The 21,789-nt window shown below is 64.5% G+C and carries 19 protein-coding genes, 1 tRNA gene and 1 pseudogene; 16 read left to right on the top strand and 5 right to left on the bottom strand.

Features of this window, described 5'->3' with window-relative positions; translation table 11 throughout:
• The first annotated feature begins 9 nt into the window (after window positions 1–9).
• The 8 genes and pseudogenes from ACK3BK_RS02620 (at window position 10) to ACK3BK_RS02655 (ending at window position 6,422) form a co-directional block, all read left to right on the top strand.
• A complete protein-coding gene (locus ACK3BK_RS02620; protein WP_186670266.1) occupies window positions 10–672 on the top strand; it encodes an amino acid ABC transporter permease in 663 nt (220 codons plus the stop codon).
• Window positions 669–1,466, top strand: a complete 798-nt coding sequence (locus tag ACK3BK_RS02625) for an amino acid ABC transporter ATP-binding protein (protein ID WP_186670268.1) — start codon at window positions 669–671, stop codon at window positions 1,464–1,466. Before ACK3BK_RS02620 ends, ACK3BK_RS02625 begins: the two co-directional genes overlap by 4 nt.
• Before the next feature lie 29 nt (window positions 1,467–1,495).
• The gene (locus tag ACK3BK_RS02630) at window positions 1,496–1,885 is read left to right on the top strand and encodes a RidA family protein (RefSeq protein WP_186709494.1); all 390 of its coding nucleotides are present in this window, start codon (window positions 1,496–1,498) and stop codon (window positions 1,883–1,885) included.
• Window positions 1,886–1,989: 104 nt separating this feature from the next.
• Complete coding sequence (locus ACK3BK_RS02635; protein WP_186709495.1) at window positions 1,990–2,754, top strand: IclR family transcriptional regulator; 765 nt, start codon at window positions 1,990–1,992, stop codon at window positions 2,752–2,754.
• 37 nt (window positions 2,755–2,791) lie between these two features.
• Window positions 2,792–4,009: an amino acid deaminase gene (locus tag ACK3BK_RS02640; protein WP_186709496.1), complete on the top strand. Its 1,218-nt coding sequence runs from the start codon at window positions 2,792–2,794 to the stop codon at window positions 4,007–4,009.
• A gap of 62 nt (window positions 4,010–4,071) precedes the next feature.
• On the top strand, window positions 4,072–5,007 hold the full coding sequence (locus ACK3BK_RS02645; protein WP_411383675.1) for a sugar kinase: 936 nt from the start codon (window positions 4,072–4,074) through the stop codon (window positions 5,005–5,007).
• A 255-nt stretch (window positions 5,008–5,262) separates the two neighbouring features.
• A pseudogene (locus ACK3BK_RS02650) lies at window positions 5,263–5,412 on the top strand (D-aminoacylase); the annotation flags it as partial.
• Window positions 5,413–5,600: 188 nt separating this feature from the next.
• Window positions 5,601–6,422 (top strand): hypothetical protein, encoded by an 822-nt coding sequence (locus ACK3BK_RS02655; RefSeq protein WP_288377821.1) that lies wholly within the window; start codon window positions 5,601–5,603, stop codon window positions 6,420–6,422.
• A gap of 68 nt (window positions 6,423–6,490) precedes the next feature.
• On the opposite strand, the gene ACK3BK_RS02660 is transcribed toward ACK3BK_RS02655, so the two are convergent.
• Window positions 6,491–6,988, bottom strand: coding sequence for a GlcG/HbpS family heme-binding protein (locus ACK3BK_RS02660; protein WP_238348333.1), 498 nt, complete (start codon window positions 6,986–6,988; stop codon window positions 6,491–6,493).
• Window positions 6,989–7,298: 310 nt separating this feature from the next.
• Here ACK3BK_RS02660 and fdnG point away from each other — a divergent pair, with 310 nt between their 5' ends.
• The 7 genes from fdnG (at window position 7,299) to ACK3BK_RS02695 (ending at window position 16,465) form a co-directional block, all read left to right on the top strand.
• On the top strand, window positions 7,299–10,367 hold the full coding sequence (fdnG, locus tag ACK3BK_RS02665; protein ID WP_186670280.1) for a formate dehydrogenase-N subunit alpha: 3,069 nt from the start codon (window positions 7,299–7,301) through the stop codon (window positions 10,365–10,367).
• Window positions 10,367–11,317 (top strand): formate dehydrogenase subunit beta, encoded by a 951-nt coding sequence (fdxH, locus tag ACK3BK_RS02670; protein ID WP_054893573.1) that lies wholly within the window; start codon window positions 10,367–10,369, stop codon window positions 11,315–11,317. The genes fdnG and fdxH overlap by 1 nt, the downstream gene beginning before the upstream one ends.
• On the top strand, window positions 11,314–11,970 hold the full coding sequence (locus ACK3BK_RS02675; protein ID WP_288377819.1) for a formate dehydrogenase subunit gamma: 657 nt from the start codon (window positions 11,314–11,316) through the stop codon (window positions 11,968–11,970). Before fdxH ends, ACK3BK_RS02675 begins: the two co-directional genes overlap by 4 nt.
• Window positions 11,971–11,974: 4 nt before the next feature.
• A complete protein-coding gene (fdhE, locus tag ACK3BK_RS02680; protein WP_186670282.1) occupies window positions 11,975–12,901 on the top strand; it encodes a formate dehydrogenase accessory protein FdhE in 927 nt (308 codons plus the stop codon).
• Window positions 12,902–13,016: 115 nt separating this feature from the next.
• Window positions 13,017–14,444 (top strand): L-seryl-tRNA(Sec) selenium transferase, encoded by a 1,428-nt coding sequence (gene selA, locus ACK3BK_RS02685; RefSeq protein WP_411383676.1) that lies wholly within the window; start codon window positions 13,017–13,019, stop codon window positions 14,442–14,444.
• Window positions 14,441–16,363, top strand: coding sequence for a selenocysteine-specific translation elongation factor (gene selB / locus ACK3BK_RS02690; protein WP_411384437.1), 1,923 nt, complete (start codon window positions 14,441–14,443; stop codon window positions 16,361–16,363). The genes selA and selB overlap by 4 nt, the downstream gene beginning before the upstream one ends.
• A 6-nt stretch (window positions 16,364–16,369) precedes the next feature.
• Window positions 16,370–16,465, top strand: a tRNA-Sec gene (locus ACK3BK_RS02695).
• A 119-nt stretch (window positions 16,466–16,584) separates the two neighbouring features.
• Here ACK3BK_RS02695 and ACK3BK_RS02700 read toward each other — a convergent pair.
• Window positions 16,585–17,574, bottom strand: coding sequence for an asparaginase (locus tag ACK3BK_RS02700; protein WP_411383677.1), 990 nt, complete (start codon window positions 17,572–17,574; stop codon window positions 16,585–16,587).
• A 72-nt stretch (window positions 17,575–17,646) separates the two neighbouring features.
• Window positions 17,647–19,089 (bottom strand): alanine/glycine:cation symporter family protein, encoded by a 1,443-nt coding sequence (locus ACK3BK_RS02705; protein WP_186670288.1) that lies wholly within the window; start codon window positions 19,087–19,089, stop codon window positions 17,647–17,649.
• Between the two features lie 178 nt (window positions 19,090–19,267).
• On the opposite strand from ACK3BK_RS02705, the gene ACK3BK_RS02710 reads away from it, so the two are divergent.
• Entirely contained in the window at window positions 19,268–20,077 is an 810-nt protein-coding gene (locus ACK3BK_RS02710; RefSeq protein ID WP_186709506.1) for a helix-turn-helix domain-containing protein, read from the top strand.
• A gap of 49 nt (window positions 20,078–20,126) precedes the next feature.
• Here ACK3BK_RS02710 and ACK3BK_RS02715 read toward each other — a convergent pair whose 3' ends face one another.
• Together ACK3BK_RS02715 and ACK3BK_RS02720 are read right to left on the bottom strand one after the other, a co-directional pair.
• Window positions 20,127–20,972 carry an alpha/beta hydrolase gene (locus ACK3BK_RS02715; RefSeq protein WP_186670292.1) on the bottom strand — a complete coding sequence of 282 codons (846 nt, stop codon included), beginning with the start codon at window positions 20,970–20,972 and terminating at the stop codon, window positions 20,127–20,129.
• 8 nt (window positions 20,973–20,980) lie between these two features.
• Window positions 20,981–21,775, bottom strand: a complete 795-nt coding sequence (locus tag ACK3BK_RS02720; protein ID WP_186670293.1) for a TSUP family transporter — start codon at window positions 21,773–21,775, stop codon at window positions 20,981–20,983.
• Between the last annotated feature and the right edge of the window lie 14 nt (window positions 21,776–21,789).

Below are 21,789 nucleotides of genomic sequence, written 5' to 3' on the forward strand. Positions count from 1 at the left end.
AGGGCCCTCATGTACGAGTCCCCAAGCTGGTTGCATGAATTGTGGAGCGCCCGCGAAGCCCTGTGGTCAGGCTTTCTGACCAGTGTGCAGTGTTCCATCCTGGCGATTTTGCTCGGCACCCTGATCGGTGTCGTTGCCGGGCTGGTGCTGACCTACGGCAGGTTCTGGGCACGCGCGCCGTTTCGTTTCTACGTCGACCTGATTCGCGGCACGCCAGTGTTCGTGCTGGTGCTGGCCTGTTTCTACATGGCGCCGGCGCTGGGTTGGCAGATCAACGCGTTCCAGGCCGGGGTGCTGGGGCTGACGCTGTTCTGCGGCTCTCACGTCGCCGAGATCGTGCGCGGTGCGTTGCAAGCGCTGCCACGTGGGCAGATGGAAGCGAGCAAGGCCATCGGTCTGACGTTCTATCAGGCGCTGGGCTACGTGTTGTTGCCTCAGGCCATGCGGCAGATGTTGCCGACCTGGGTCAACTCATCGACCGAAATCGTCAAGGCCTCGACCTTGCTCTCGGTGATCGGTGTGGCCGAGTTGCTGCTGAGTACCCAGCAGATCATCGCCCGGACCTTCATGACCCTGGAGTTCTACCTGTTCGCCGGTTTTCTCTTTTTCATCATCAACTACGCCATCGAATTACTCGGCCGGCATATTGAAAAGCGGGTGGCCTTGCCATGACTCACGTTGCAGCTTCTACCCAGAACACCAGCCAGGCCCTGCTCGAGATTCGCGGCCTGCACAAACAGTACGGTCAGCTCGAAGTGCTCAAGGGCGTCGACCTGACGATGCAGCGCGGCAACGTGGTCACGCTGATTGGCTCCAGCGGCTCGGGCAAGACCACGCTGTTGCGCTGCGTGAACATGCTCGAAGAGTTCCAGGGCGGGCGGATCCTGCTCGAGGGTGAGTCCATCGGATACCACGAGGTCAACGGCAAGCGCGTGCGCCACTCGGAAAACGTCATCGCCCGGCATCGGGCCATGACCGGCATGGCGTTCCAGCAGTTCAACCTGTTTCCGCACCTGACCGCTTTGCAGAACGTCACCCTGGGGCTGCTCAAGGTGAAAAAGCTGCACAAGGACGAGGCCGTGGTGCTGGCGGAAAAATGGCTGGAGCGCGTAGGCCTGCTGGCGCGCCGCGATCATTTTCCCGGCCAGCTCTCTGGCGGGCAGCAACAGCGCGTGGCGATCGCCCGGGCGATTGCGATGAAGCCGAGCCTGATGCTGTTCGACGAAGTCACCTCGGCCCTCGACCCGGAGCTGGTGGGCGAAGTGTTGAGCGTCATCAAAGGGCTGGCCGAGGACGGCATGACCATGTTGCTGGTGACCCACGAGATGCGCTTTGCCTTTGAAGTCTCGGACACCATCGTTTTCATGAACCAGGGGCGTATCGAAGAGCAGGGGCCTCCCAAAGACCTTTTCGAGCGCCCGCAGTCTCCGCGCTTGGCGGAATTTCTCAAAAGCACCCGCTTTTAACAGTCAATTTGCAACCAGGAGAAACACCCATGAGCATTACTCGTTATGGCACGGGTAGCACCGCCGGTGGCGGCCAGCCCCGTCCTTTCGCCCGCGCGGTCGAGGCCGATGGCTGGCTGCACGTGTCAGGCCAGGTGCCTGCAGTGGATGGCGAAATCATCGTCGGCGGCATCGTCGAGCAGACCCACCAGACCATGCGCAACTTGATCGCCATCCTCGAAGAAGCTGGCTATGGCCTCGAAGATGTGGTGCGCGCCGGCGTATGGCTGGAAGATCCGCGGGACTTCTGGAGCTTCAACAAAGTCTTTTCCGAGTACTTCAAGCCCGAGCATGCACCGGCCCGGGCCTGTGTGCAGGCAAGCATGATGGTCGACTGCAAGGTCGAGATCGATTGCATCGCCTACAAGAAAAAGGGCTGACGCGCGGCGGCGCTTGTAGGCGCCGTCGAAGGCTGCAATCTTTTGCCGATCGCAAGCACGCGCAGCCTGCGCCAGCGCCTACGAACTAGCATGGGAACACTGAAATGACCGAAGACACTATCAAACGCCGGGCTCGTGGCTTGGACCGGGCGTTCGATATCCTCGATTACCTCAAGGAAGTCGGCCAGCCCCTGCGGCCGAATGACATCGCCAATGGTATCGGCAGCCCGAAGTCCACGGTCTACGAACTGGTCGCCTCGTTGCTCGAGCGCCGGATCCTGGAGCAAGTGGGCAAGGACGGCCATGTCTACCTCGGTCGTCAGCTGTATTTTCTCGGGCAGGCCCACCTGCGGCATTTCGACCTGACGCGCGAGGCCGATCACGCGCTGCAGGAAATCGTCAGCCAAACCCGTGAAACCGCACAGATGTGCCTGCTCAACGGGCGCAAATACACCGTTGCGCTGATGCGCGAAGGGGAGCGGCACTTCCGCATTTCCTCGGACATCGGTGAAGACGCCCCCATCCCCTGGACCGCCTCCGGGCGGCTGTTGCTGGCGCACCTGAGCGACCAGGCGATCGTCGACCTGATCGACCACGACGACTTCATCCTGCCCGATGGCGAGCGCCTGCCGCTGGAGCAATTCCTCAAGGAGATCCGCCAGGCTGGCATCGACGGCTTCTTTTCCTTCGACAGTGTTGCCGACACCTTTACCCATTGCTTTGCCGCGCCGGTCAAAGACCGTGACGGCGTGGCCATCGCGACCCTGTGCATCGTCGCCCCGCGGGCTGATGCCAAGAACAACTACAACGACTATCGCCGGGTGTTGATCGAAAGCGCCAACAGCCTGGCCCGTCGCATCAATGAATGACCGTGGCCGTTAGCGGCTGCGCGTGAGGAGTGAGAGCATGTCTTCTGCCTTGAACATCGCCGCCGTGGAAAAGGGTGCAGGCCAACCCGGCGCCAGCCTGGTGCGCGACGTAAGCCTGCCGGCGCTGGTGCTGCACCGCGAAGCGCTGGAGCACAATATCCGTTGGATGCAGTCGTTCGTCAGCGACAGCGGCGCAGAGCTGGCGCCGCATGGCAAAACCAGCATGACGCCAGCGTTGTTCCGTCGCCAACTGGACGCCGGTGCCTGGGGCATCACCCTGGCCACCGCGGTACAGACTCGCGCCGCCTACGCCCATGGCGTGCGCCGGGTGTTGATGGCCAACCAATTGGTGGGGGCGCCGAACATGGCGCTGATCGCCGAGTTGCTGGCCGACCCTGCATTCGACTTCCACTGCATGGTCGATCACCCTGACAACGTCGCCGACCTTGGGGCATTCTTCGCCGCACGCGGCCTGCGCTTGAACGTCATGATCGAGTATGGCGTGGTCGGTGGCCGTTGCGGTTGCCGCAGCGAAGCCGAAGTGCTGGCGCTGGCCGAGGCGATCAAGGCCCAGCCGGGCCTGGCCTTGACCGGCATCGAAGGCTACGAAGGGGTGATTCACGGCGACCACGCGGTCAGCGGCATTCGTGCGTTCGCCGCGTCGCTGGTGCAGTTGGCCGTGCAACTGCAGGACAGCGCGGCGTTCGCCCTCGACCAGCCGATCATCACGGCGTCGGGGTCGGCCTGGTATGACCTGATCGCCGAGTCCTTCGAAGCGCAGAACGCCACGGGGCGCTTCCTCAGTGTGCTGCGCCCTGGCAGCTACGTGGCGCATGACCATGGTATCTACAAGCAAGCACAATGCTGTGTGCTCGATCGCCGCAGCGACCTGCACGAGGGCCTGCGTCCGGCGCTGGAGGTCTGGGCCCATGTGCAGTCCTTGCCGGAGCCGGGCTTCGCGGTGATCGCCCTGGGCAAGCGCGACGTGGCGTATGACGCCGGGCTGCCGATGCCATTGCTGCGCTACCGGGCCGGTGTGGTGCCGGCGGTTGGCGACGATGTCAGTGCCTGCACGGTAACGGCCGTGATGGATCAGCACGCATTCATGACGGTAGCGCCCGGGGTGCAATTACGGGTCGGCGACATCATCTCGTTCGGCACCTCCCACCCGTGCCTGACCTTCGACAAGTGGCGCACAGGGTGCCTGGTGGATGAGCAGTTGAACGTCATCGAAAGCCTGGAAACCTGCTTCTGAGGTCTGAGGCCGCAGCCCGTCCATCACCTGTGAAACAGCAGAACCATCGAGAATCCACAACCATGAACAGCATCAGCAGGCTCGGCCCCGGTACCGCGCGTATCGCGTTGATCGGCGAGTGCATGATCGAGTTGCAGCAGCGCGCTGACGGCAGCCTGCAACAGGGCTTTGGCGGCGATACCCTGAACACGGCCGTCTATCTGTCGCGGGAAATAGGCGATGGCGCCAGAGTGGATTACGTCACCGCTCTGGGCGATGACAGTTTCAGCGATGCCATGTGCCAGCGCTGGTCCGACGAAGGCATCGGCCTGGGCATGGTCCAGCGCTTACCGGGTCGCTTGCCCGGTTTGTACTGCATCCAGACCGATGCATCGGGAGAGCGTCGTTTTCTCTATTGGCGTAACGAAGCCGCCGTGCGCGATTGCTTCACCACGCCAGCGGCGGCCCCGATTCTGGCGGAACTGGTGGCTTACGACGTGCTGTATTTCAGCGGCATCACCCTGGCGGTGCTGGGTGAGGCAGGGCGCACCAAACTCATTGAAACGCTGATCGCGGCGCGACAACGGGGCGCGCGGGTGGTCTTCGACAACAACTACCGGCCGCGCTTGTGGAGCACGGTGGAGCAGGCCCGGGCGGCGTACCGCGAGGTGCTGCCCTATGTCGATTTGGCACTGTTGACGGTGGACGATGAGCAGGCCCTGTTCGGGTTTGCCGATTGCGCAGCGGTGTTCGCGGCCTATGCGCAAATCGGCACGCCTGAAGTGGTCCTCAAGCGCGGCGCTGAGCCGTGCCTGATTCGCTGTGACGGTGCCTCGTTCGAGGTCCCGGCGCAGCGCGTCGAGCGCGTCGTGGACACCACGGCGGCCGGGGATTCGTTCAGCGCGGCGTATCTGGCCAGTCGGCTGCGTGGCGCCAGCCCGGAACAAGCGGCAGAAGCGGGGCACCGCCTGGCGAGCCGGGTGATTCAACAACCGGGGGCGCTGATTCCCCGAGGCTGAATGGCCTCCGGGCCAGATGACTGGCCCGGTTTGAACCTGCCATGGCCGCGCGCAACGCGTCGAGGATGAAAATCCGCCAGGGCTAATTTCAAAAATAACGACCCGCCATGTCTCTGTGCGACAACCCTTACCTCATGACGAAAATTAGTTTCACGTCATTTGAAAAGGCTTAGCGGAAATGTTTTATGACTTTCACAAAACATTCGACGTGACCCTTTCGAGGAGTACCGCATGACCCTGTCCCCCGGCTATCCGGCCGACGTGGCGATCCCGCAGCGCGCGGCGGAAGGGATCGACGGGGTGTGGGTCAACGGTGTGTTGAGTTACCGCGACGGCCAGGCCAACGGCAGAAGGGAAGGGCGCTTCCTCGCGCGCGAGGGCGATTTGCGCGAGGGCTTCAGGTAACGCGCAGACCAGCGCAATGCGTTGAGGTTGCCAGGTGCCTGGAGGCACTCATTCATACGTGATCCATCTTTTGTCGCGGGGTGCTCCTGGAAAGGGGCATGGATGAATGTGGAAACCCTTCAGTTTTGTCAGGCGCGTGCGGGGTCGTTTGAATGGCGGCTCTTTACCCGTACTGAACGGAGCTGGTCATGACGCAAAATCACCAACCTTTGATGGGCTGCTACTTCCGATCCTGGCGCGACACTGTAAATGGGGTGGAGGGCAACTGCTGTTCCATGGCGGATCTACCCGAGGAGGTGGATATCGCCTTCGTGTTTCCCAATGGCGAAGAGTCGCCGCTGTTCTGGGAAAAGCTGGAGAGCGACTTGATTCCCGCCCTGCACGCCAAGCAGATCAAGGTCGTGCGCACGTTGTTCATCGATGAACTGATCAACCCGGACTTTGCGGATTCGCCGCAAGGTTACCAGGACCTCGCGAACCATCTGCAGCAACGTTTCCTCTGCGTCCCCGGACTGGACGGACTGGACATCGACCTTGAAAAAAAACTGACGCCCACCCAGCGTGCCAAGGCGCAGGCCGTCTCGCTGCTGCTGGCCGAGCGCTTGAAGCAGAGCGGCAAACTGTTCATCTACGACACCAGTGAATTGGGTGACATGGAGCTGCTGAGCGCCTTGGCGCCGTCGTTGGACTACCTGCTTTTCCAGGCTTACGGACAGAGCCCGGAGCGAGTGCAAGCACACTTCGACAGACTGTTCTGCGGCTTCCTCGCACCGGAGAAATTCATGGTCGGCTTCTCGTTCTACGAGGAGCGTGGAACCCGCTGGGGCGATACCGCTGCTGATTTCGACGGCAGCAGGGCGCGCCAGTACGCGGAGTGGGTTCCGACCCAAGGTAACAAGGCAGGGATTTTCTCCTACGCCGTCGACCGTGATGGCGTCACGGAGGGCGACGATAACCTGCAACCTACCGATTACAGCTGGACCCGGCGGCTCAAGCAGCTCAGCCGCTGATGCATCGCCGATGCCCGCGCAGGTGGCGCGGGCATCTTCCTGCGCTGCACTACACCGGCGCTTTATCGCTACAGCCCGTCGAGCGCGGCCTGGGCAAAGTACGCATCCAGTTCTGGGGTTGCACCGCTGATGCCGATACCGCCGATATGCTTGCCGTTCCTGTCCAGGATCGGCAGCCCGCCCTCCAGCAAGGTGAAACCCGGCAAGGATGCGTAGGGGTTGGCCGGGTGTGCGCTGCTGCGCTCGCTCAACGCGCGTGTCGACAAGGGAAAGCGGGCAGATGTCGCCGCTTTGAGTTGTGCCACCTGGATGCTGCCGCTGCTGGTGCCGTCCATGCGGTGGAAGTGCTTCAGGTTACCGTGGTTGTCGATGATGCTGATCACGATCGCGTAGCCTCGGGCGATGGCTGCACGTTCAGCGGCCGCCGTTATTTCTCGTGCCTGTTGTGAAGTGAGAGGCAGGGGCGCGTCTTGGCCAGGTGTCGCCTCCGAGGCCGCCGCGAAGCTTGGGAGAGCAGCGCCTGAGCTGGCGATGAGCATGGCGAGAAGCAGATTTTTGATACCCATTGCGAGTGATCCGTTTTTCGGAAAACCCGGCAAGTTAGCGGCTTTTCAGTGGCTTTGGTGTAGCCCATTTCCGAAAGCGCTGGACGGACAGCGGGGCTACGAGGGGACCTTGCCTTGACCGCAAAGCGCGAGCGTGCGGAGTGCCGCTCGTAGCGCCAGCGGCCAAAACCTGGGGCAAGTTTGACATGTGTCATCGCACCTTTTCGTTTCTTGGCTAGTCTTACATGTTGGCGGCCAACAAACCGCCGCCCGTGATATCCGAGAGACGCCGGCAACGTCCCGTGCGTCCAAACCTGATCAGGAGTGCACGATGGACCTGAACCGTCGGCAGTTCTTCAAGGTCGCCGCCGTCGGCCTTGGAGGCTCGAGTCTCGCGGCGTTGGGCATGGCCCCGACAGCCGCGTTCGCCGAGCAGGTGCGCCACTTCAAGCTGGCGCACACCAAGGAAACCCGCAACACCTGTCCCTACTGCTCGGTCGGCTGCGGCCTGATCCTGTACAGCCAGGGCGATGCGGGCAAGAACGTCAAACAGAACATCATCCACATCGAAGGCGACGCTGATCATCCGGTCAACCGCGGCACCCTGTGCCCTAAAGGCGCCGGGCTGCTCGACTTCATCCACAGCCCCAGCCGCCTGCAATACCCCGAGATGCGCAAGCCGGGCAGCCAGGAGTGGGTGCGGGTCAGCTGGGACGAGGCGCTCGACCGCGTCGCCACGCTGATGAAGCAGGACCGCGATGCCAACTTCATCGAGAAGAACGCCCAGGGCCAGACGGTCAACCGCTGGCTGACCACGGGCTTCCTCGCGGCGTCGGCAGCGTCCAGCGAAGCAGGCTACCTGACTCATAAAGTCATCCGTTCACTCGGCATGCTGGGGTTCGACAACCAGGCGCGTGTCTGACACGGCCCGACGGTGGCAAGTCTTGCCCCGACGTACGGCCGTGGCGCGATGACCAATCACTGGTCTGACATCGCCAACGCAAACCTGGTGCTGGTCATGGGCGGCAACGCAGCCGAGGCTCACCCCTGCGGGTTCAAATGGGTGACCGAGGCCAAGGCGCACAACAAGGCGCGCCTGATCGTGGTCGATCCGCGTTTCACCCGGACCGCTTCGGTGGCCGACTACTACGCGCCGATTCGCACCGGCAGCGACATCGCCTTCATGGGCGGGCTGATCAACTACCTGCTGACGACCGACCAGATCCAGCACGAATACGTGCGCAACTACACCGACGTGTCGTTCATCGTCAAAGAGAACTATGGCTTCGAAGACGGCCTGTTCAGTGGCTATGACGCGGCCAAGCGGATCTATGCCGACAAGTCCGGCTGGGGCTACGAGCTGGGCGAGGACGGTTTCGCCAAGGTCGACCCGACGCTGCAGCACCCGCGCTGCGTGTTCCAGTTGATGAAGCAGCACTACAGCCGCTACACGCCGGAAATCGCCAGCATGACCTGCGGCATGCCCCAGGACCAGATGATGAAGGTCTGGAAAGAGATCGCCACCTGCGCCGTGCCGGGCAAGACCATGACGATCCTCTACGCCCTGGGCTGGACCCAGCATTCGATCGGTGCGCAGATCATCCGCAGTGCGGCCATGGTCCAGTTGTTGCTGGGCAACGTCGGCATGCCCGGCGGTGGGGTCAACGCCCTGCGCGGGCATTCCAACATCCAGGGTCTGACCGACCTGGGGCTGCTGTCGAACTCGCTGCCAGGCTACCTGACGCTGGCCGGCGACGCCGAGCAGGACTACGCCGCGTTCATCGACAAGCGCGCCTCCAAGCCGCTGCGTCCGGGCCAGCTCTCGTATTGGCAGAACTATGGCAAGTTCCATGTCAGCCTGATGAAGGCCTGGTATGGCGCCAACGCCACCGCCGAGAACAACTGGGGCTACGACTGGCTGCCCAAGCTCGATGTGGCGGCCTACGACGTGCTGCGCATGTTCGAGATGATGGGGCAGGGCAAGGTCAACGGCTACATGTGCCAGGGTTTCAACCCGATCGCCGCGCTGCCGGACAAGAACCGCGTCACCGCGGCGCTGGGCAAGCTCAAGTGGCTGGTGGTCATGGACCCGCTGGCCACCGAGACATCCGAGTTCTGGCGCAACGCCGGGCCTTACAACGATGTCGACACGGCCAATATCCAGACCGAGGTGATTCGCCTGCCCACCACCTGCTTTGCCGAGGAGGACGGCTCGCTGGTCAACAGCAGCCGCTGGCTGCAGTGGCACTGGAAGGGCGCTGACGGCCCCGGCGAGACGCGTACCGACGTGCAGATCATGAGCGAGCTGTTCCTGCGTCTGCGTGAGCGCTACAAGTCGGAAGGCGGCGCTTACCCCGACCCGATGCTCAACATCAGCTGGCCGTACAAGATCCCCGACGAGCCTTCCCCCGAAGAGCTCGCCAAGGAGATGAACGGCTGGGCGGTGAGCGACATGACCGACGCCAGTGGGCTGGCCATCAAGGGCGGCCAGCAGTTGTCGGGCTTCGGTCAGTTGAAAGATGACGGCAGCACAGCATCCGGCTGCTGGATCTTCGCCGGTTGCTGGACCGAGCAGGGCAACCAGATGGCCCGGCGCGACAACAGCGACCCCTACGGCATGCATCAGGTGCAGAACTGGGCCTGGGCCTGGCCGGCCAACCGCCGCATCCTCTACAACCGCGCCTCCAGTGACCCGCAGGGCAAGCCCTGGGATCCGCACAAGAAGCGCCTGGTGTGGTGGAACGGCAAGGCCTGGGGCGGCACCGACGTGCCGGACTTCAAGGTCGATTCACCGCCTGAAGCGGGGATGAACCCGTTCATCATGAACCCCGAGGGCGTGGCGCGCTTCTTCGCCATCGACAAGATGGCCGAAGGGCCGTTCCCCGAGCACTACGAGCCGTTCGAGACGCCGATCGGGATCAACCCGCTGCACCCGAACAACAAGAAGGCAACCAGCAACCCGGCAGGCCGGATCTTCGATTCGGTGTGGGACACCCTCGGCAAGCACGAGGAGTTCCCCTACGCAGCGACCACCTACCGGCTGACCGAGCACTTCCACTTCTGGAGCAAGCACTGCCGCCTGAACGCGATCATCCAACCCGAGCAGTTCGTCGAGATCGGCGAAGTGCTGGCCGGCGAGAAGGGCATCAAGGCGGGGGATCGGGTACGGGTGTCGAGCAAGCGCGGGCATATCGAGGCGGTGGCGGTGGTGACCAAGCGGATCCGTCCGCTGCAGGTCAACAATCAGACCGTGCACCAGATCGGCATCCCGCTGCACTGGGGTTTCACCGGTTCGACCCGGCATGGCTACCTGACCAACACTCTGGTGCCGTTCCTCGGTGATGGCAACACCCAGACGCCGGAGTCCAAGTCGTTCCTCGTCAACGTGGAGAAGATCTGATGGCCCAGCAAGATATCATCGCCCGCTCGGCCACTACGACCGTACCGCCTTCGGTACGCCAGCAGGAGCAGGTCGCCAAGCTGATCGACACCACCAAGTGCATCGGCTGCAAGGCCTGCCAGGTGGCGTGCTCGGAGTGGAACGAGCTGCGTGACGAGGTCGGCCACAACCATGGCACCTACGACAACCCGCAGGACCTCACCGCCGACACCTGGACCCTGATGCGCTTCACCGAGCACGAGCGCGACGACGGGAACCTGGAGTGGCTGATCCGCAAGGATGGCTGCATGCATTGCGCCGACCCTGGCTGCCTCAAGGCCTGCCCGAGCCCCGGCGCGATCATCAAGCACGCCAACGGCATCGTCGACTTCAACCAGGACCACTGCATCGGTTGCGGCTACTGCATCACCGGCTGCCCGTTCAACATCCCGCGGATCTCGCAGAAGGACCACAAGGCCTACAAGTGCAGCCTGTGTTCCGACCGCGTGGCCGTGGGCCTGGAGCCGGCCTGCGTGAAGACCTGCCCGACCGGGGCGATCGTCTTCGGCAGCAAGGACGAGATGAAGGTGCATGCCGACGAGCGCATCGTCGACCTCAAGTCGCGCGGCTACGAGAACGCCGGCCTGTACGACCCGGACGGTGTCGGTGGCACCCACGTGATGTACGTGCTGCACCACGCCGATACACCCAGGCTGTATGCAGGCCTGCCGGACCAGCCGGTGATCAGCCCACTGGTAGGGTTGTGGAAAGGCATCAGCAAACCGCTGGCGCTGCTGGCCATGGGCGCGGCGGTCCTGGCCGGGTTCTTCCACTATGTGCGGGTTGGGCCGCAGCGGGTCGAGGAGGACGAGCATCCCGCTCCGACCGATACCAGCGTGCACCAGGTGGATCCGGCAGTGCACGTCTATGACCCGGGCAAGCCCGGCGGGCAAGGGGAGCAGCGGCCATGAACGACAACAAGCCTATCCTGCGCTACAACGCCAACGAGCGGACCAACCACTGGATCGTCGCGATCCTGTTCTTCATGGCCGGGCTGTCGGGCCTGGCGCTGTTCCATCCGGCACTGTTCTGGCTCAGCAACCTGTTCGGTGGCGGCCCCTGGACGCGCATCCTGCATCCCTTCCTCGGGGTGGCGATGTTCGTGTTCTTCCTGGGGCTGGTGATCCGCTTCTGGCGGGCCAACTTCATCACCGCCAACGACCGCCTGTGGCTGCGCCGTGTAGATCGGGTGATGCGCAACGAGGAAGAGGGCGTGCCGCCGATCGGCAAGTACAACGCCGGGCAGAAGCTGCTGTTCTGGACCTTGCTCGTGTGCATGCTGATCCTGCTGGTCAGTGGCGTGGTGATCTGGCGCGCCTGGTTCAGCCAGTACTTCGACATCGGCGCGATCCGCCTGGCCACCTTGCTCCATGCCCTGGCGGCGTTCGTGCTGGTGCTGAGCATCATCGTGCACATCTATGCCGGGATCTGGATCAAGGGCTCGGTCGGCGCCATGCTGCATGGCTGGGTCAGCCGTGCCTGGGCACGCAAACATCATGAGCTGTGGTACCGGGAAGTGACCGGCGACAAGACGCCACACAACTCCGGACGGAAAGAAGGATGAGCGCTTGAGCACGATTCTCGAACCCGGGCAGATCGAAGCATCGGCGGTAATGCCGCCGTTTCTTCACCAGCCCGCCGACAACCTGTTCGAACTGCGCGCGGCGCGACTGGAGCAGCTTGCCCAGGGCCATGCCCTTGGCGACTACTTGAGGTGGGTCGCGCGCCTGTGCCGGGTGCAGCAGCACCTGCTCGACAACCCACCGGGCGGGGTGCCGGTGGCCGAGGCGCGTCAGCGACTGTGCATCAGCCACGGCCTGCCGCCGCTGGCCGCCGACAGCCTGGTGCGAGAAGGGCCGTGGCTGGTTTGGTTGCAGGCGTTGCTCGATCGCTTCGAGGCACCGGGGCAAGGCGCCTTGGCTGATGCGTTGGAGGCTCTGCGCAACAGCGACGAGGCCCAGCGCAAAGGCTGGGGCATCGCTTTGCTGAGCGGGCAGTACGATGCCGTGCCCGCCGCACTGGTGCCTTTCATCGGCGCCGCACTGCAGGCTGCCTGGGCCAGTTGGCGCCGGGCCTTGCCCAGCGATGAACTCAAGCCCGGCGGCAGCCTCGCGCAGTGCCCCTGCTGCGGCTCGCCGGCGATGGCGGGCCTGGTACGCAACCGGGGCAAGCACAACGGGCTGCGTTACCTGGCCTGTTCGCTGTGCGCCTGCGAGTGGCATGTGGTGCGGGTCAAGTGCGTGTATTGCGAGTCGAGCAAGGACTTGCGCTACTCCAGCCTGGAAGATGACCGCCATGCACCGGGCAAGGCGCCGCTGCGGGCGGAGTGTTGCCCAGGATGCAACACCTACCTCAAGCACTGCTACCTGGAAAATGACGCGATGGGCGAGGCACTGGCCGATGACCTGGCCAGCCTGGCGCTGGATATCCGCCTGGACGAGGAAGGCTTTCATCGGCTGGCGCCGAACCTGATGTTGGCGCCGGGGGGCGGGTGAGGGTCTACACTGTCAGACCGAGTCGCCCTTTCCGCTTGTAGGAGCGGCGGTTCGCCGCTGCGACTTGCCCGCGAAAGGGCCATCACAGACACCGGATCAACCAAGGTAGTACCGCATGTCGTCAAGCCTCGCCAATCAAGCCCCACGCCTGCCCTCCATCGACACTCTGCTGCGCCACCCCGCCTGCCAACCCTTGATCGATCGCCATGGCCGCGACGCCACCCTGGCCAGCCTGCGTCAACTGCTCGACGACCTGCGCGAACCCGCTCGCCTTGGCCAGTTGAGCGCCGTCGAACTGGCTGCCGAAGTCCTGCTTGGCCGCTCCGGCGAGCGCCTGGCGATTCAGCAGCGCAGCCAGGTGCGAAGGGTCTTCAACCTCACCGGTACGGTGCTGCACACCAACCTCGGTCGCGCCCTGTTGCCGGAAGAGGCCGTACAGGCGATGCAGACCGCCGCGCGTTATCCGCTCAACCTCGAATTCGACCTGGCCACCGGCAAGCGCGGCGACCGCGATGACCTGATCGAGGGCCTGATCCGCGAGCTGACCGGCGCCGAGGCGGTCACCGTGGTCAATAACAACGCCGCTGCCGTGCTGCTGGCGCTCAACAGCCTGGGCGCGCGCAAGGAAGGGATCATCTCCCGTGGCGAGTTGATCGAGATCGGCGGCGCCTTCCGCATCCCCGACATCATGGCCCGTGCTGGCGTGCGCCTGCACGAGATCGGCACCACCAACCGCACCCATGCCCGCGACTACGAGGCGGCGATCAATCCGCGTACCGGCCTGTTGATGCGTGTGCATTGCAGCAACTACAGCATCCAGGGCTTCACCACTCAGGTGCCGACCGCGGAGCTTGCGCGCATCGCTCACCAGCATGAGCTGCCGCTGCTCGAAGACCTGGGCAGCGGCAGCCTGCTCGACCTCACCCGCTGGGGGCTGCCCGCCGAGCCGACGGTGCGCCAGGCGCTGGCCGACGGCGCCGATATCGTCACCTTCAGTGGCGACAAGCTGCTGGGTGGTCCGCAGGCGGGCATCATCGTCGGGCGCAAAGAGCTGATCGCCAGGATCAAGAAGAACCCGCTCAAGCGCGCGCTGCGTGTGGACAAGATCACCCTGGCGGCGCTCGAGGCGGTGCTGGCGTTGTACCGCGACCCCGATCGCCTGGCCGAACGCTTGCCCAGCCTGCGCCTGCTGACCCGGCCCCAGGACGAGATCGTCGCCCAGGCGCAGCGCCTGGCGCCCGAACTGGCTGCGCGACTGGGCGGGCAGTGGACGGTCACGGTCGAGCCCGCATTGGGCATGATCGGCAGCGGCAGCCAGCCGGTGGCACGGCTGCCCAGCGCGGCGCTGTGCTTGCGGCCACAGGTCTCGAAGAAGCTGCGTGGGCGCAGCCTGAGGGTGCTGGAGCGCGCCCTGCGCGAATTGCCGGTGCCGGTGCTTGGGCGCATCGATGACGATGCCTTGTGGCTCGACCTGCGTCAGCTGGATGACGAAACCCAGTGGCTGGCGCAGTTGCCGGCGCTGCAACTGGGGCCGGTGCAGTGATCGTCGGCACCGCCGGGCATATCGATCACGGCAAGACCGCGCTGCTCCAGGCCCTGACCGGCCAGGCCGGCGACCAGCGCCAGGAAGAGCGCGCCCGGGGCATGACCATCGACCTCGGCTATCGCTATGCGGCGCTGGCCGAAGGCGAGCCGTTGACCGGCTTCATCGACGTGCCCGGTCACGAGCGTTTTATCCACAACATGCTCGCTGGCGCCCAGGGTATCGACCTGGTGCTGCTGGTGGTGGCCGCTGACGACGGAGTCATGCCGCAGACCCGCGAGCACCTGGCGATCATCGAGCTGCTGGGCATTCCCCAGGCGCTGGTGGCGATCAGCAAATGCGACCGGGTCGAGGCGTCGCGGCGTCTTGAGGTCCAGCGGGAGGTCGATGCGCTGCTGGCGCCCGGGCCCTATGCGGGCGCTCGGCAGTTTGCGCTGTCCAGCGTGACCGGGGAAGGCGTCGAGGCGCTGCGCCAGGCCTTGGTCGAGGCCCGCGCGCAGGTGCAGCGGCGTGCTACGCAGGGCGGTTTTCGCCTGTCGATCGACCGCGCTTTCGCGGTTTCGGGCGCGGGGGTGGTGGTCACCGGCACGGCACTGGCCGGCCAGGTGCGTGCGGGTGACACGCTGTTGCTGGGCAAGGCGGGCAAGCCAGTACGGGTACGTGGCCTGCATGCGCAGAATCAGGCCGCGCTGGTGGCCGAGGCCGGGCAGCGGGTGGCGCTGAACATCAGTGCCGAGCGCCTGACCGTGGAGCAGGTGCACCGTGGCGACTGGCTGGTGCCCGAGTGGCTGCATGCGCCCAGTTCGCGTATCGATATCGAGTTGTCATTGTTGCCGGGCGAGACGCGCACCTTCGAGCATTTCAGCGCGGTGCATGTGCACCTCGGCACCCAGGACGTGACGGCGCGGGTGGCGCTGCTGGAGGGCGAGGCTCTGACGGCAGGCCAACGCATGTTCGCTCAGTTGCTGCTCAACGCACCGTTGCAGGCTGTGCATGGCGACCGCCTGGTGCTGCGCGACCAACGCGCCCAGCGCACCCTCGGCGGTGGCCAAGTGCTTGATCCTTTCGCCCCCAGCAGACAGCGCCGCAGCGAGTCGCGCTTGCGCCAACTGCAGGTGCTGCGCGATGCCTGCGATCTGGAGCAGGCCCTGCCGGCCCTGTTGGCGGCGGCTCCCGCCGGGCTCGACCCGCAGCGCCTGGAGCGACAGTTCAACCGTCTGCGTGACAGTTGGCGGTTGCCCGATGACGTCCAGGTGATTGCCACCCGCCAGGGGCCGTTGCTGTTCGATCGTCAGCAATGGCAGGCGCTCAGGCGTGAAGTGCTTGAGCAACTGGCGCGTTTCCATGAGCAGGAGCCCGACCAGCTTGGCCCTGACCGCGACCGCTTGCGCCGCTTCTGCGCCTTGCCTCTGGAGCGTGCCGCTTTTGTCAGCCTGCTGGACGAGTTGCTCGGTGAGGGCGCAGTCGCCAGCAGCGGCCCGTGGTTGCACCTGCCGGATCACAAGGTGCAGTTGAGCGACGTCGATACTGCGCTCTGGGAGCGTCTGCAACCGCGTTTGCTGGAAGGCGCGTTCGATCCGCCCTGGGTCAGGACCTTGGCTGCAGCCGAGCAGGTGGAGGAAGCCCAAGTGCGCCTGCTGATGCGCAAGTTGGCGCGGCTGGGAGTGCTGCACCAGGTGGTGCGCGACCTGTTCTACCCGCAGGAGACGATCCTGCGCATGGCCGAGATGTTGTTGCGGCAGACACAGGACACGCCGGTAGTGCAGGTGGCGGCGTTTCGCGATATGTTGGGCATCGGTCGCAAGCGCAGTGTGCAGATTCTCGAGTACTTCGACCGGCTCGGCCTGACCCGCAGGGTTGCCGAGCAACGTCACATCCGCGCCGACAGCGCGCTGGCCCGGCAGCAGGCCAGGCCCTGAGTTCAAGGAAGGCAATCGCGCCCGGTGGCGCGGCCGGGCTTCAAACCCGGTTGGGGACGGCAGCCGTTCCCGGGCAGGTTCGACTCCCGCTGCCTTCCGCCATTTTCGCCAGGCCCATTCGCGGGCAAGCCCGCTCCCACAGGTACAGCACAATTCTCAAGAGCTGTGGAAATCCCTGTGGGAGCGGGCTTGCCCGCGAAGAGGCCATGACAGGCTGAAACCTAAGCCCGCTCCCCACACAGGTCCAATGCAAACCACCGCTCTGCGGCCTCCACATCCAGCCCCGCCCCCAGCAGCGCGAACATCTTGCCCAGCGCCGCTTCGCGAGTCATCCCGCCACCACTGACCAGCCCGGTATCGCGCAACTTGCTGCCAGCGGCGTAAGTATCGAACACCACTGCACCTTCGGGACACTGGCTGATCGCGACGATCATCACCCCACGCCGACGCGCGTCATGCAGCGCATCGAGCAGTGCCTGGTCATCGGAGGGCCCGGTGCCGCTGCCATAGCACTCCAGCAGCAAGCCCTGCACACCGGCCTCGCAGAACCCGCGCAGGTAATCTGCACACAACCCCGGGAACACCGGCAGCACCGCCAGCTTCACTGGTTGGCGCACCTGGCGGTAGTCCAGGCTGGCCGGGATCTGTGCTGCGCGCTCGCCTTCGCGATGGCGCTCCATCACGGTGAACGCATCGAAGGCTTCGCTGCGCAGTTTCGAGGCGCGGCAACCGTGCAGCAGGTGGCCGTGGAAATACAACTGCACGCCGTTGCCCAGGCCCTGCTCGAAGTGACGCAAAGCACCGACCAGGTTGTCCCAGGCGTCGCTGTCCGGCGCACCGGCCGGCAGCATGGAGCCGGTGAGCAGGACCGGCACCTGCAGGCCGAGCAGCAGGAACGACAAGGTCGCGGCGCTGTAGGCCAGGGTGTCGGTGCCATGCAGCACCAGCACGCCGTCATGGCCGTCATGCTCGACCGCCTCGACGATGGCATCACGCATCGCCAGCCAGTTGGCCTGCTGCATGTTGGCGCTGTCGATCAGCGGGTTGAGCTCGCGCAAGGTCCATTGCAGTGTCGGCGCGTCCTTGCGCTGTGCCAGGTGGTCACGCATGCGTGCATCGAAGCCACCCGCCGGCGCCAGGCCCGCGGGGGTCTGCAGCATGCCGATGGTGCCACCTGTGTAGAGAACGAGGAGATTCTTGACTGCACCCATGGAAGGATTCCGAAGCGAGGAGCGAAGGAAAGCCGGCCGCCCACGAGCGGGGCGGCCGGACAGGGCAGGGTATCAGCGCTGGTGCTGAAGTTCGCCAGCAGCTTTGTCAGTGGCTGTTTCAGCCTGAGGATTGGCTGGCCAGGCGGCACGGTCCAGGTCCAGGTCGGCAAATTTGCTGGAGTCGAACACTGGTTGCTTGATGCCAGCCTTGCGCTGTACGTCGTAGTCGCGCATCACGCGCAGGCCGACCTTGAACAGCAGGGCCAGGGCGACCAGGTTGACGAAGGCCAGGCAGGTCATGGTGATGTCGGCAAAGGCGAACACGGTCGACAGGTCCTGCATCGAACCCCAGACCACCAGCGCCAGCACCAGGCCACGGAAGACCATCAGCACGACACGGTTGCGGCTCAGGAACTGCAGGCTGTTCTCGCCCAGGTAGTAGTTGTAGAGGATGCAGGTGAAGACGAACAGCGACAGCGCGACGCTGACGAAGATGCGGCCCCAGTCACCGACCACGGCGGCCAGCGAGTTCTGGGTCAGGACGATACCGTCGCCCTCGAAGCCCGGAGTGTAGAAGCCCGACAGCAGGATCAGCAGCGCGGTGCAGGTGCAGATCACGAAGGTGTCGAGGAACACGCTGAAGGCCTGCACCACGCCTTGGGCGCCCGGGTGCTTCACCGCAGCCACGGCCGCGACGTTCGGGGCACTGCCCAGGCCCGCTTCGTTGGCGAACACGCCGCGCTTCACGCCCATGACGATGGCGCTGCCGAGCAGGCCGCCAAAGGCTGGGTCGAGGCCGAAGGCGCTCTTGAAGATGGTTTCCAGCATGGCTGGCACGTGTTCGATCTGGGTGCCGATCACGTACAGGGTCACACCGATGTAGGCCAGGGTCTTGATCGGGACCAGCAGGTCCGAGACTGCGGCGATGCGCTTGATGCCGCCGATGAAGGTGATGGCCAGCAGCACTGCCAGGACGATACCGGTTTGGCGTGGGTCGAAGGCAAAGGCGTTCTGCAGCGAATGGGTCACGGTGTACGACTGCAGGCCGATGAAGGCGAAGCCGTAGGTGACCAGCAGCAGGATCGAGAACACGATCGCCATGCTCTTGAGCTTCAGGCCGTGCTGGATGTAGTAGGCCGGGCCGCCGCGGTACAGGCCGTCGCCGTCGGCGCGCTTGTACACCTGGGCCAGGGTACATTCGAAGAAGCTGCTGGACATGCCCACCAGTGCGGTGACCCACATCCAGAACACCGCGCCTGGGCCGCCCAGGGTCACGGCGATGCCGACACCGGCGATGTTACCTGCACCGACGCGGCCGGCGAGGCTCAGCATCAGGGCCTGGAACGAGCTCAGCTGGCCAGCCTGGCCGCGCAGGGATTCCTTGAACACACCGAACATGTGGCCGAAGTGGCGGAACTGGACGAACCGGGAACGAATGGTGAAGTAGCTACCGAGCCCGACGATCAGGACGATGAGCAGTTTTCCTGAAAGGAAATCGTTAAGTGCTTCGAGCATTGGAAAATGACCTCGATTCTTATTCTTCGTGTGGAGTGACCAGCGGCGGCAAGGACGCGCGCTATCGTTGGCGCGCATGGTTGGTCATGACACCTGTGGTTACAATTTCGCGGGTTGCTCTGTTTTGGTGCGACTTGATGCTAGACTTGCACCACTCGCATCACCTGGAACGCCGTTCATGGCCGATTTTCTAGCCGCCAATCTCAAACTCGCCTGCAGTCACTACCGCTCTATTTCAGAGGTTTGCCGACAGCTGTCGATCAATCGCGCGCAATTCAACAAGTACCTGAGCGGGCAGAGCCAGCCGACGACCTACAACCTCAAGCGCATCGGCGATTTCTTCGGGGTCGAGGATTACGAGCTGAATCTGCCGCCGGAGCAGTTCGCCCGGCTGATCGGTGCGCGCAACCCGTCGGTGTCGTCAGGCCCGCAGGACGACCCGATCAGCGAGCTGTTCAAGCCCTTGCATGCCCAGGCCGGCAATCTGTCGCGCTATTGCGGCTACTACTTCGAATACTCCAACTGCATGTCGGTACCGGGCTCGATCCTGGTGTCGCTGGTGCATCTGTGGGAGGAGCGCGGCAGCTTCCTGTTCGAGCGCCAGGAACGCCAGGAGCGCAGCAGTGCCAGCCAGCATGCGGAAGTGCGTTGCCGCTACCTGGGTGCGGCGTTCCAGTTGCAGGACCGGATGTTCCTGATCGACTACGAGTCGCTGACTCTCAACGAGATGAGCCAGACCGTGCTCATCCCCAGCTTCAAGAGCCGCATCACCCGCCTCAACGGTCTCAAGACCGGGGTTTCCAGCGGTGACCGGCGCAACCCTGCCTGCACTCGCGTGGTGTGGGAGTTTCTTGGTGAGGAGATCAACCGAATCAATGCCTATCGCCAGGTGAAGCTCTATCGCCCGGATGATCCGCGCATCGACGACGACATTCGCGACCGGCTCGGCGCCGGGGCGATCAGCAATGGCTTGTTCGAGATCGAATAGGGCATCGGCTCTACTTGCCCGCGAAAAGCAAGCCACGGTGCCCAACCTGTCACCCCTGGTCGAGAATGAACGCCGCCACCGCATCGGCCACCTGATCGGCAATTTCCGGTGCATCACGCAGGTGCGCAGCGATGCCGTGGTCGCAGTCGGTCAGCAACAGGCACTCCACATGGGGCGCCGGCACCGAGCGCAGCAGCGCATGGGTGACTTCCTCCGGGATCGGGCTGTAGCGCTGCACACCGCGCAGCAGACGGGTGCCGGCCGACGTGCCGGGGCCCTGGCCGTGGGTCTGGGAGTTGAGGCCGTCGTACTCGCCGATCACCAGCAGTACCCGCCCCTGGAACTGGCGCAGGAAGGCGTAGCTGTCGCAGTCGAGAAAGGCGTAGGGCTTGCGGATCGCCGCGCTGAAGGCCGGCCCGAACGGCGCGTCGTGGGCGTCATCGGGGTAGACAGCCGGGCAGATCAGCACCAGCTTGTCGATGTCTGGCAGTTGCGCCGCAAGCTTGAGGGCAATCGCGCCGCCCAGGCTGTGGCCGACCAGGGTGCGGCAGCGCTCGGCGATATGCCGGTGGAAGCGCCGGGCCTCCTGCAGGTTGATCGCCAGTGTCGGTGCGCTGGCGCCGGGCTCGCTCGCCTTGCTGTGGCCGGACAGGTTGCCGGTCAACGAGCCGATGCCCTGGCGTTGCAGGCGATAGAGCAGCGGGTTGAGGCGGGTGAAGTCCGAGCGTGCACCGCCGACCACGAACAGCGGCGGTGCCCGCTCGCTGTCGGGCAGCAGCAGGCGTGCCTGTTGCTGATAACCGTCGAAGGCTTCGTCGATGAAGCCTTCGGTGCCCGGCGCGGGTTCGTCGTACTGCCAGGTGCTGCGTTGCTCGGAGGTGTTCGCGAAGTCCATGGCGCTCCTTAGAGGAACTGATGTTGCAGCCATTCGCCGAGCGGGTTGCCTGCGCCAAGCAGCAGCTTGAGGGCCATGATGCAGCACACGCAGACCAGCAACGGCTTGATCAGCCTGGGCCCGAAATGCACCGCGCAGCGTGCGCCCAGTTGCGCACCGATGAACGCGGCACAGGCCATCGCCAGGGCCAGGGGCCAGATGATCGCCCCGCTCAGCGAGAATACCGAGAGGGCGCCCAGGTTGCACGCGGCGTTGAGCAGCTTGCTGTTGCACACCGCGCGCAGCAGGTGCTGGCCGAGCAGGATCACGCAGGCGAGCATGAAGAACGAACCCACCCCGGGACCGAACACGCCGTCATAGAAGCCGATCAGCGGTGCGGCGGTCAGGCAGAACACCGCGTTGGAGATCTTCGCCTTGCGCTCGTGCTCGTCGGGCTTGGGGCTGAAGGCGAAGTAGGCCGCCACCAGGATCAGCAGCACCGGCACACAGGCCTGCAGGAACGTCTTGGGCACCAGGCTCACCGACAGCGCCCCGAGGGCGCCTCCGGTGAAGGCCATGGCGGCCATGGGCAGGCCGCGTTGCCAGTCGATCATGCCCTTGCGGGCGAAGGCGACGGTGGCCGACACCGTCGCCGAGGCCGCCTGGAACTTGTTGGTGGCGATGGCCGCCAACGGGTCGATGCCGGCGACGAACAGTACCGGCAGGGTGATCAGCCCGCCGCCACCCGCGATGGCGTCGAAGAAGCCGGCCATCAGCGCCACCGACGCCAGGGTCAGCAGCAGGGAGACATCGATTTCCATCATTACCGCACGTTCCT

The sequence above is a fragment of the Pseudomonas sp. L7 genome (assembly GCF_046605565.1).
Lineage (GTDB): Bacteria > Pseudomonadota > Gammaproteobacteria > Pseudomonadales > Pseudomonadaceae > Aquipseudomonas > Aquipseudomonas wayambapalatensis.

Coding starts and splice junctions, on each gene's coding strand:
- ACK3BK_RS02705 (WP_186670288.1), bottom strand. CDS start 19,089: ATGCTCGAAGCACTTAACGATTTCCTTTCAGGAAAACTGCTCATCGTC.
- ACK3BK_RS02675 (WP_288377819.1), top strand. CDS start 11,314: ATGAACGACAACAAGCCTATCCTGCGCTACAACGCCAACGAGCGGACC.
- selA (WP_411383676.1), top strand. CDS start 13,017: ATGTCGTCAAGCCTCGCCAATCAAGCCCCACGCCTGCCCTCCATCGAC.
- ACK3BK_RS02710 (WP_186709506.1), top strand. CDS start 19,268: ATGGCCGATTTTCTAGCCGCCAATCTCAAACTCGCCTGCAGTCACTAC.
- ACK3BK_RS02630 (WP_186709494.1), top strand. CDS start 1,496: ATGAGCATTACTCGTTATGGCACGGGTAGCACCGCCGGTGGCGGCCAG.
- ACK3BK_RS02620 (WP_186670266.1), top strand. CDS start 10: ATGTACGAGTCCCCAAGCTGGTTGCATGAATTGTGGAGCGCCCGCGAA.
- ACK3BK_RS02640 (WP_186709496.1), top strand. CDS start 2,792: ATGTCTTCTGCCTTGAACATCGCCGCCGTGGAAAAGGGTGCAGGCCAA.
- fdxH (WP_054893573.1), top strand. CDS start 10,367: ATGGCCCAGCAAGATATCATCGCCCGCTCGGCCACTACGACCGTACCG.
- ACK3BK_RS02715 (WP_186670292.1), bottom strand. CDS start 20,972: ATGGACTTCGCGAACACCTCCGAGCAACGCAGCACCTGGCAGTACGAC.
- ACK3BK_RS02700 (WP_411383677.1), bottom strand. CDS start 17,574: ATGGGTGCAGTCAAGAATCTCCTCGTTCTCTACACAGGTGGCACCATC.
- ACK3BK_RS02635 (WP_186709495.1), top strand. CDS start 1,990: ATGACCGAAGACACTATCAAACGCCGGGCTCGTGGCTTGGACCGGGCG.
- ACK3BK_RS02660 (WP_238348333.1), bottom strand. CDS start 6,988: ATGGGTATCAAAAATCTGCTTCTCGCCATGCTCATCGCCAGCTCAGGC.
- ACK3BK_RS02645 (WP_411383675.1), top strand. CDS start 4,072: ATGAACAGCATCAGCAGGCTCGGCCCCGGTACCGCGCGTATCGCGTTG.
- ACK3BK_RS02655 (WP_288377821.1), top strand. CDS start 5,601: ATGACGCAAAATCACCAACCTTTGATGGGCTGCTACTTCCGATCCTGG.
- ACK3BK_RS02720 (WP_186670293.1), bottom strand. CDS start 21,775: ATGATGGAAATCGATGTCTCCCTGCTGCTGACCCTGGCGTCGGTGGCG.
- ACK3BK_RS02625 (WP_186670268.1), top strand. CDS start 669: ATGACTCACGTTGCAGCTTCTACCCAGAACACCAGCCAGGCCCTGCTC.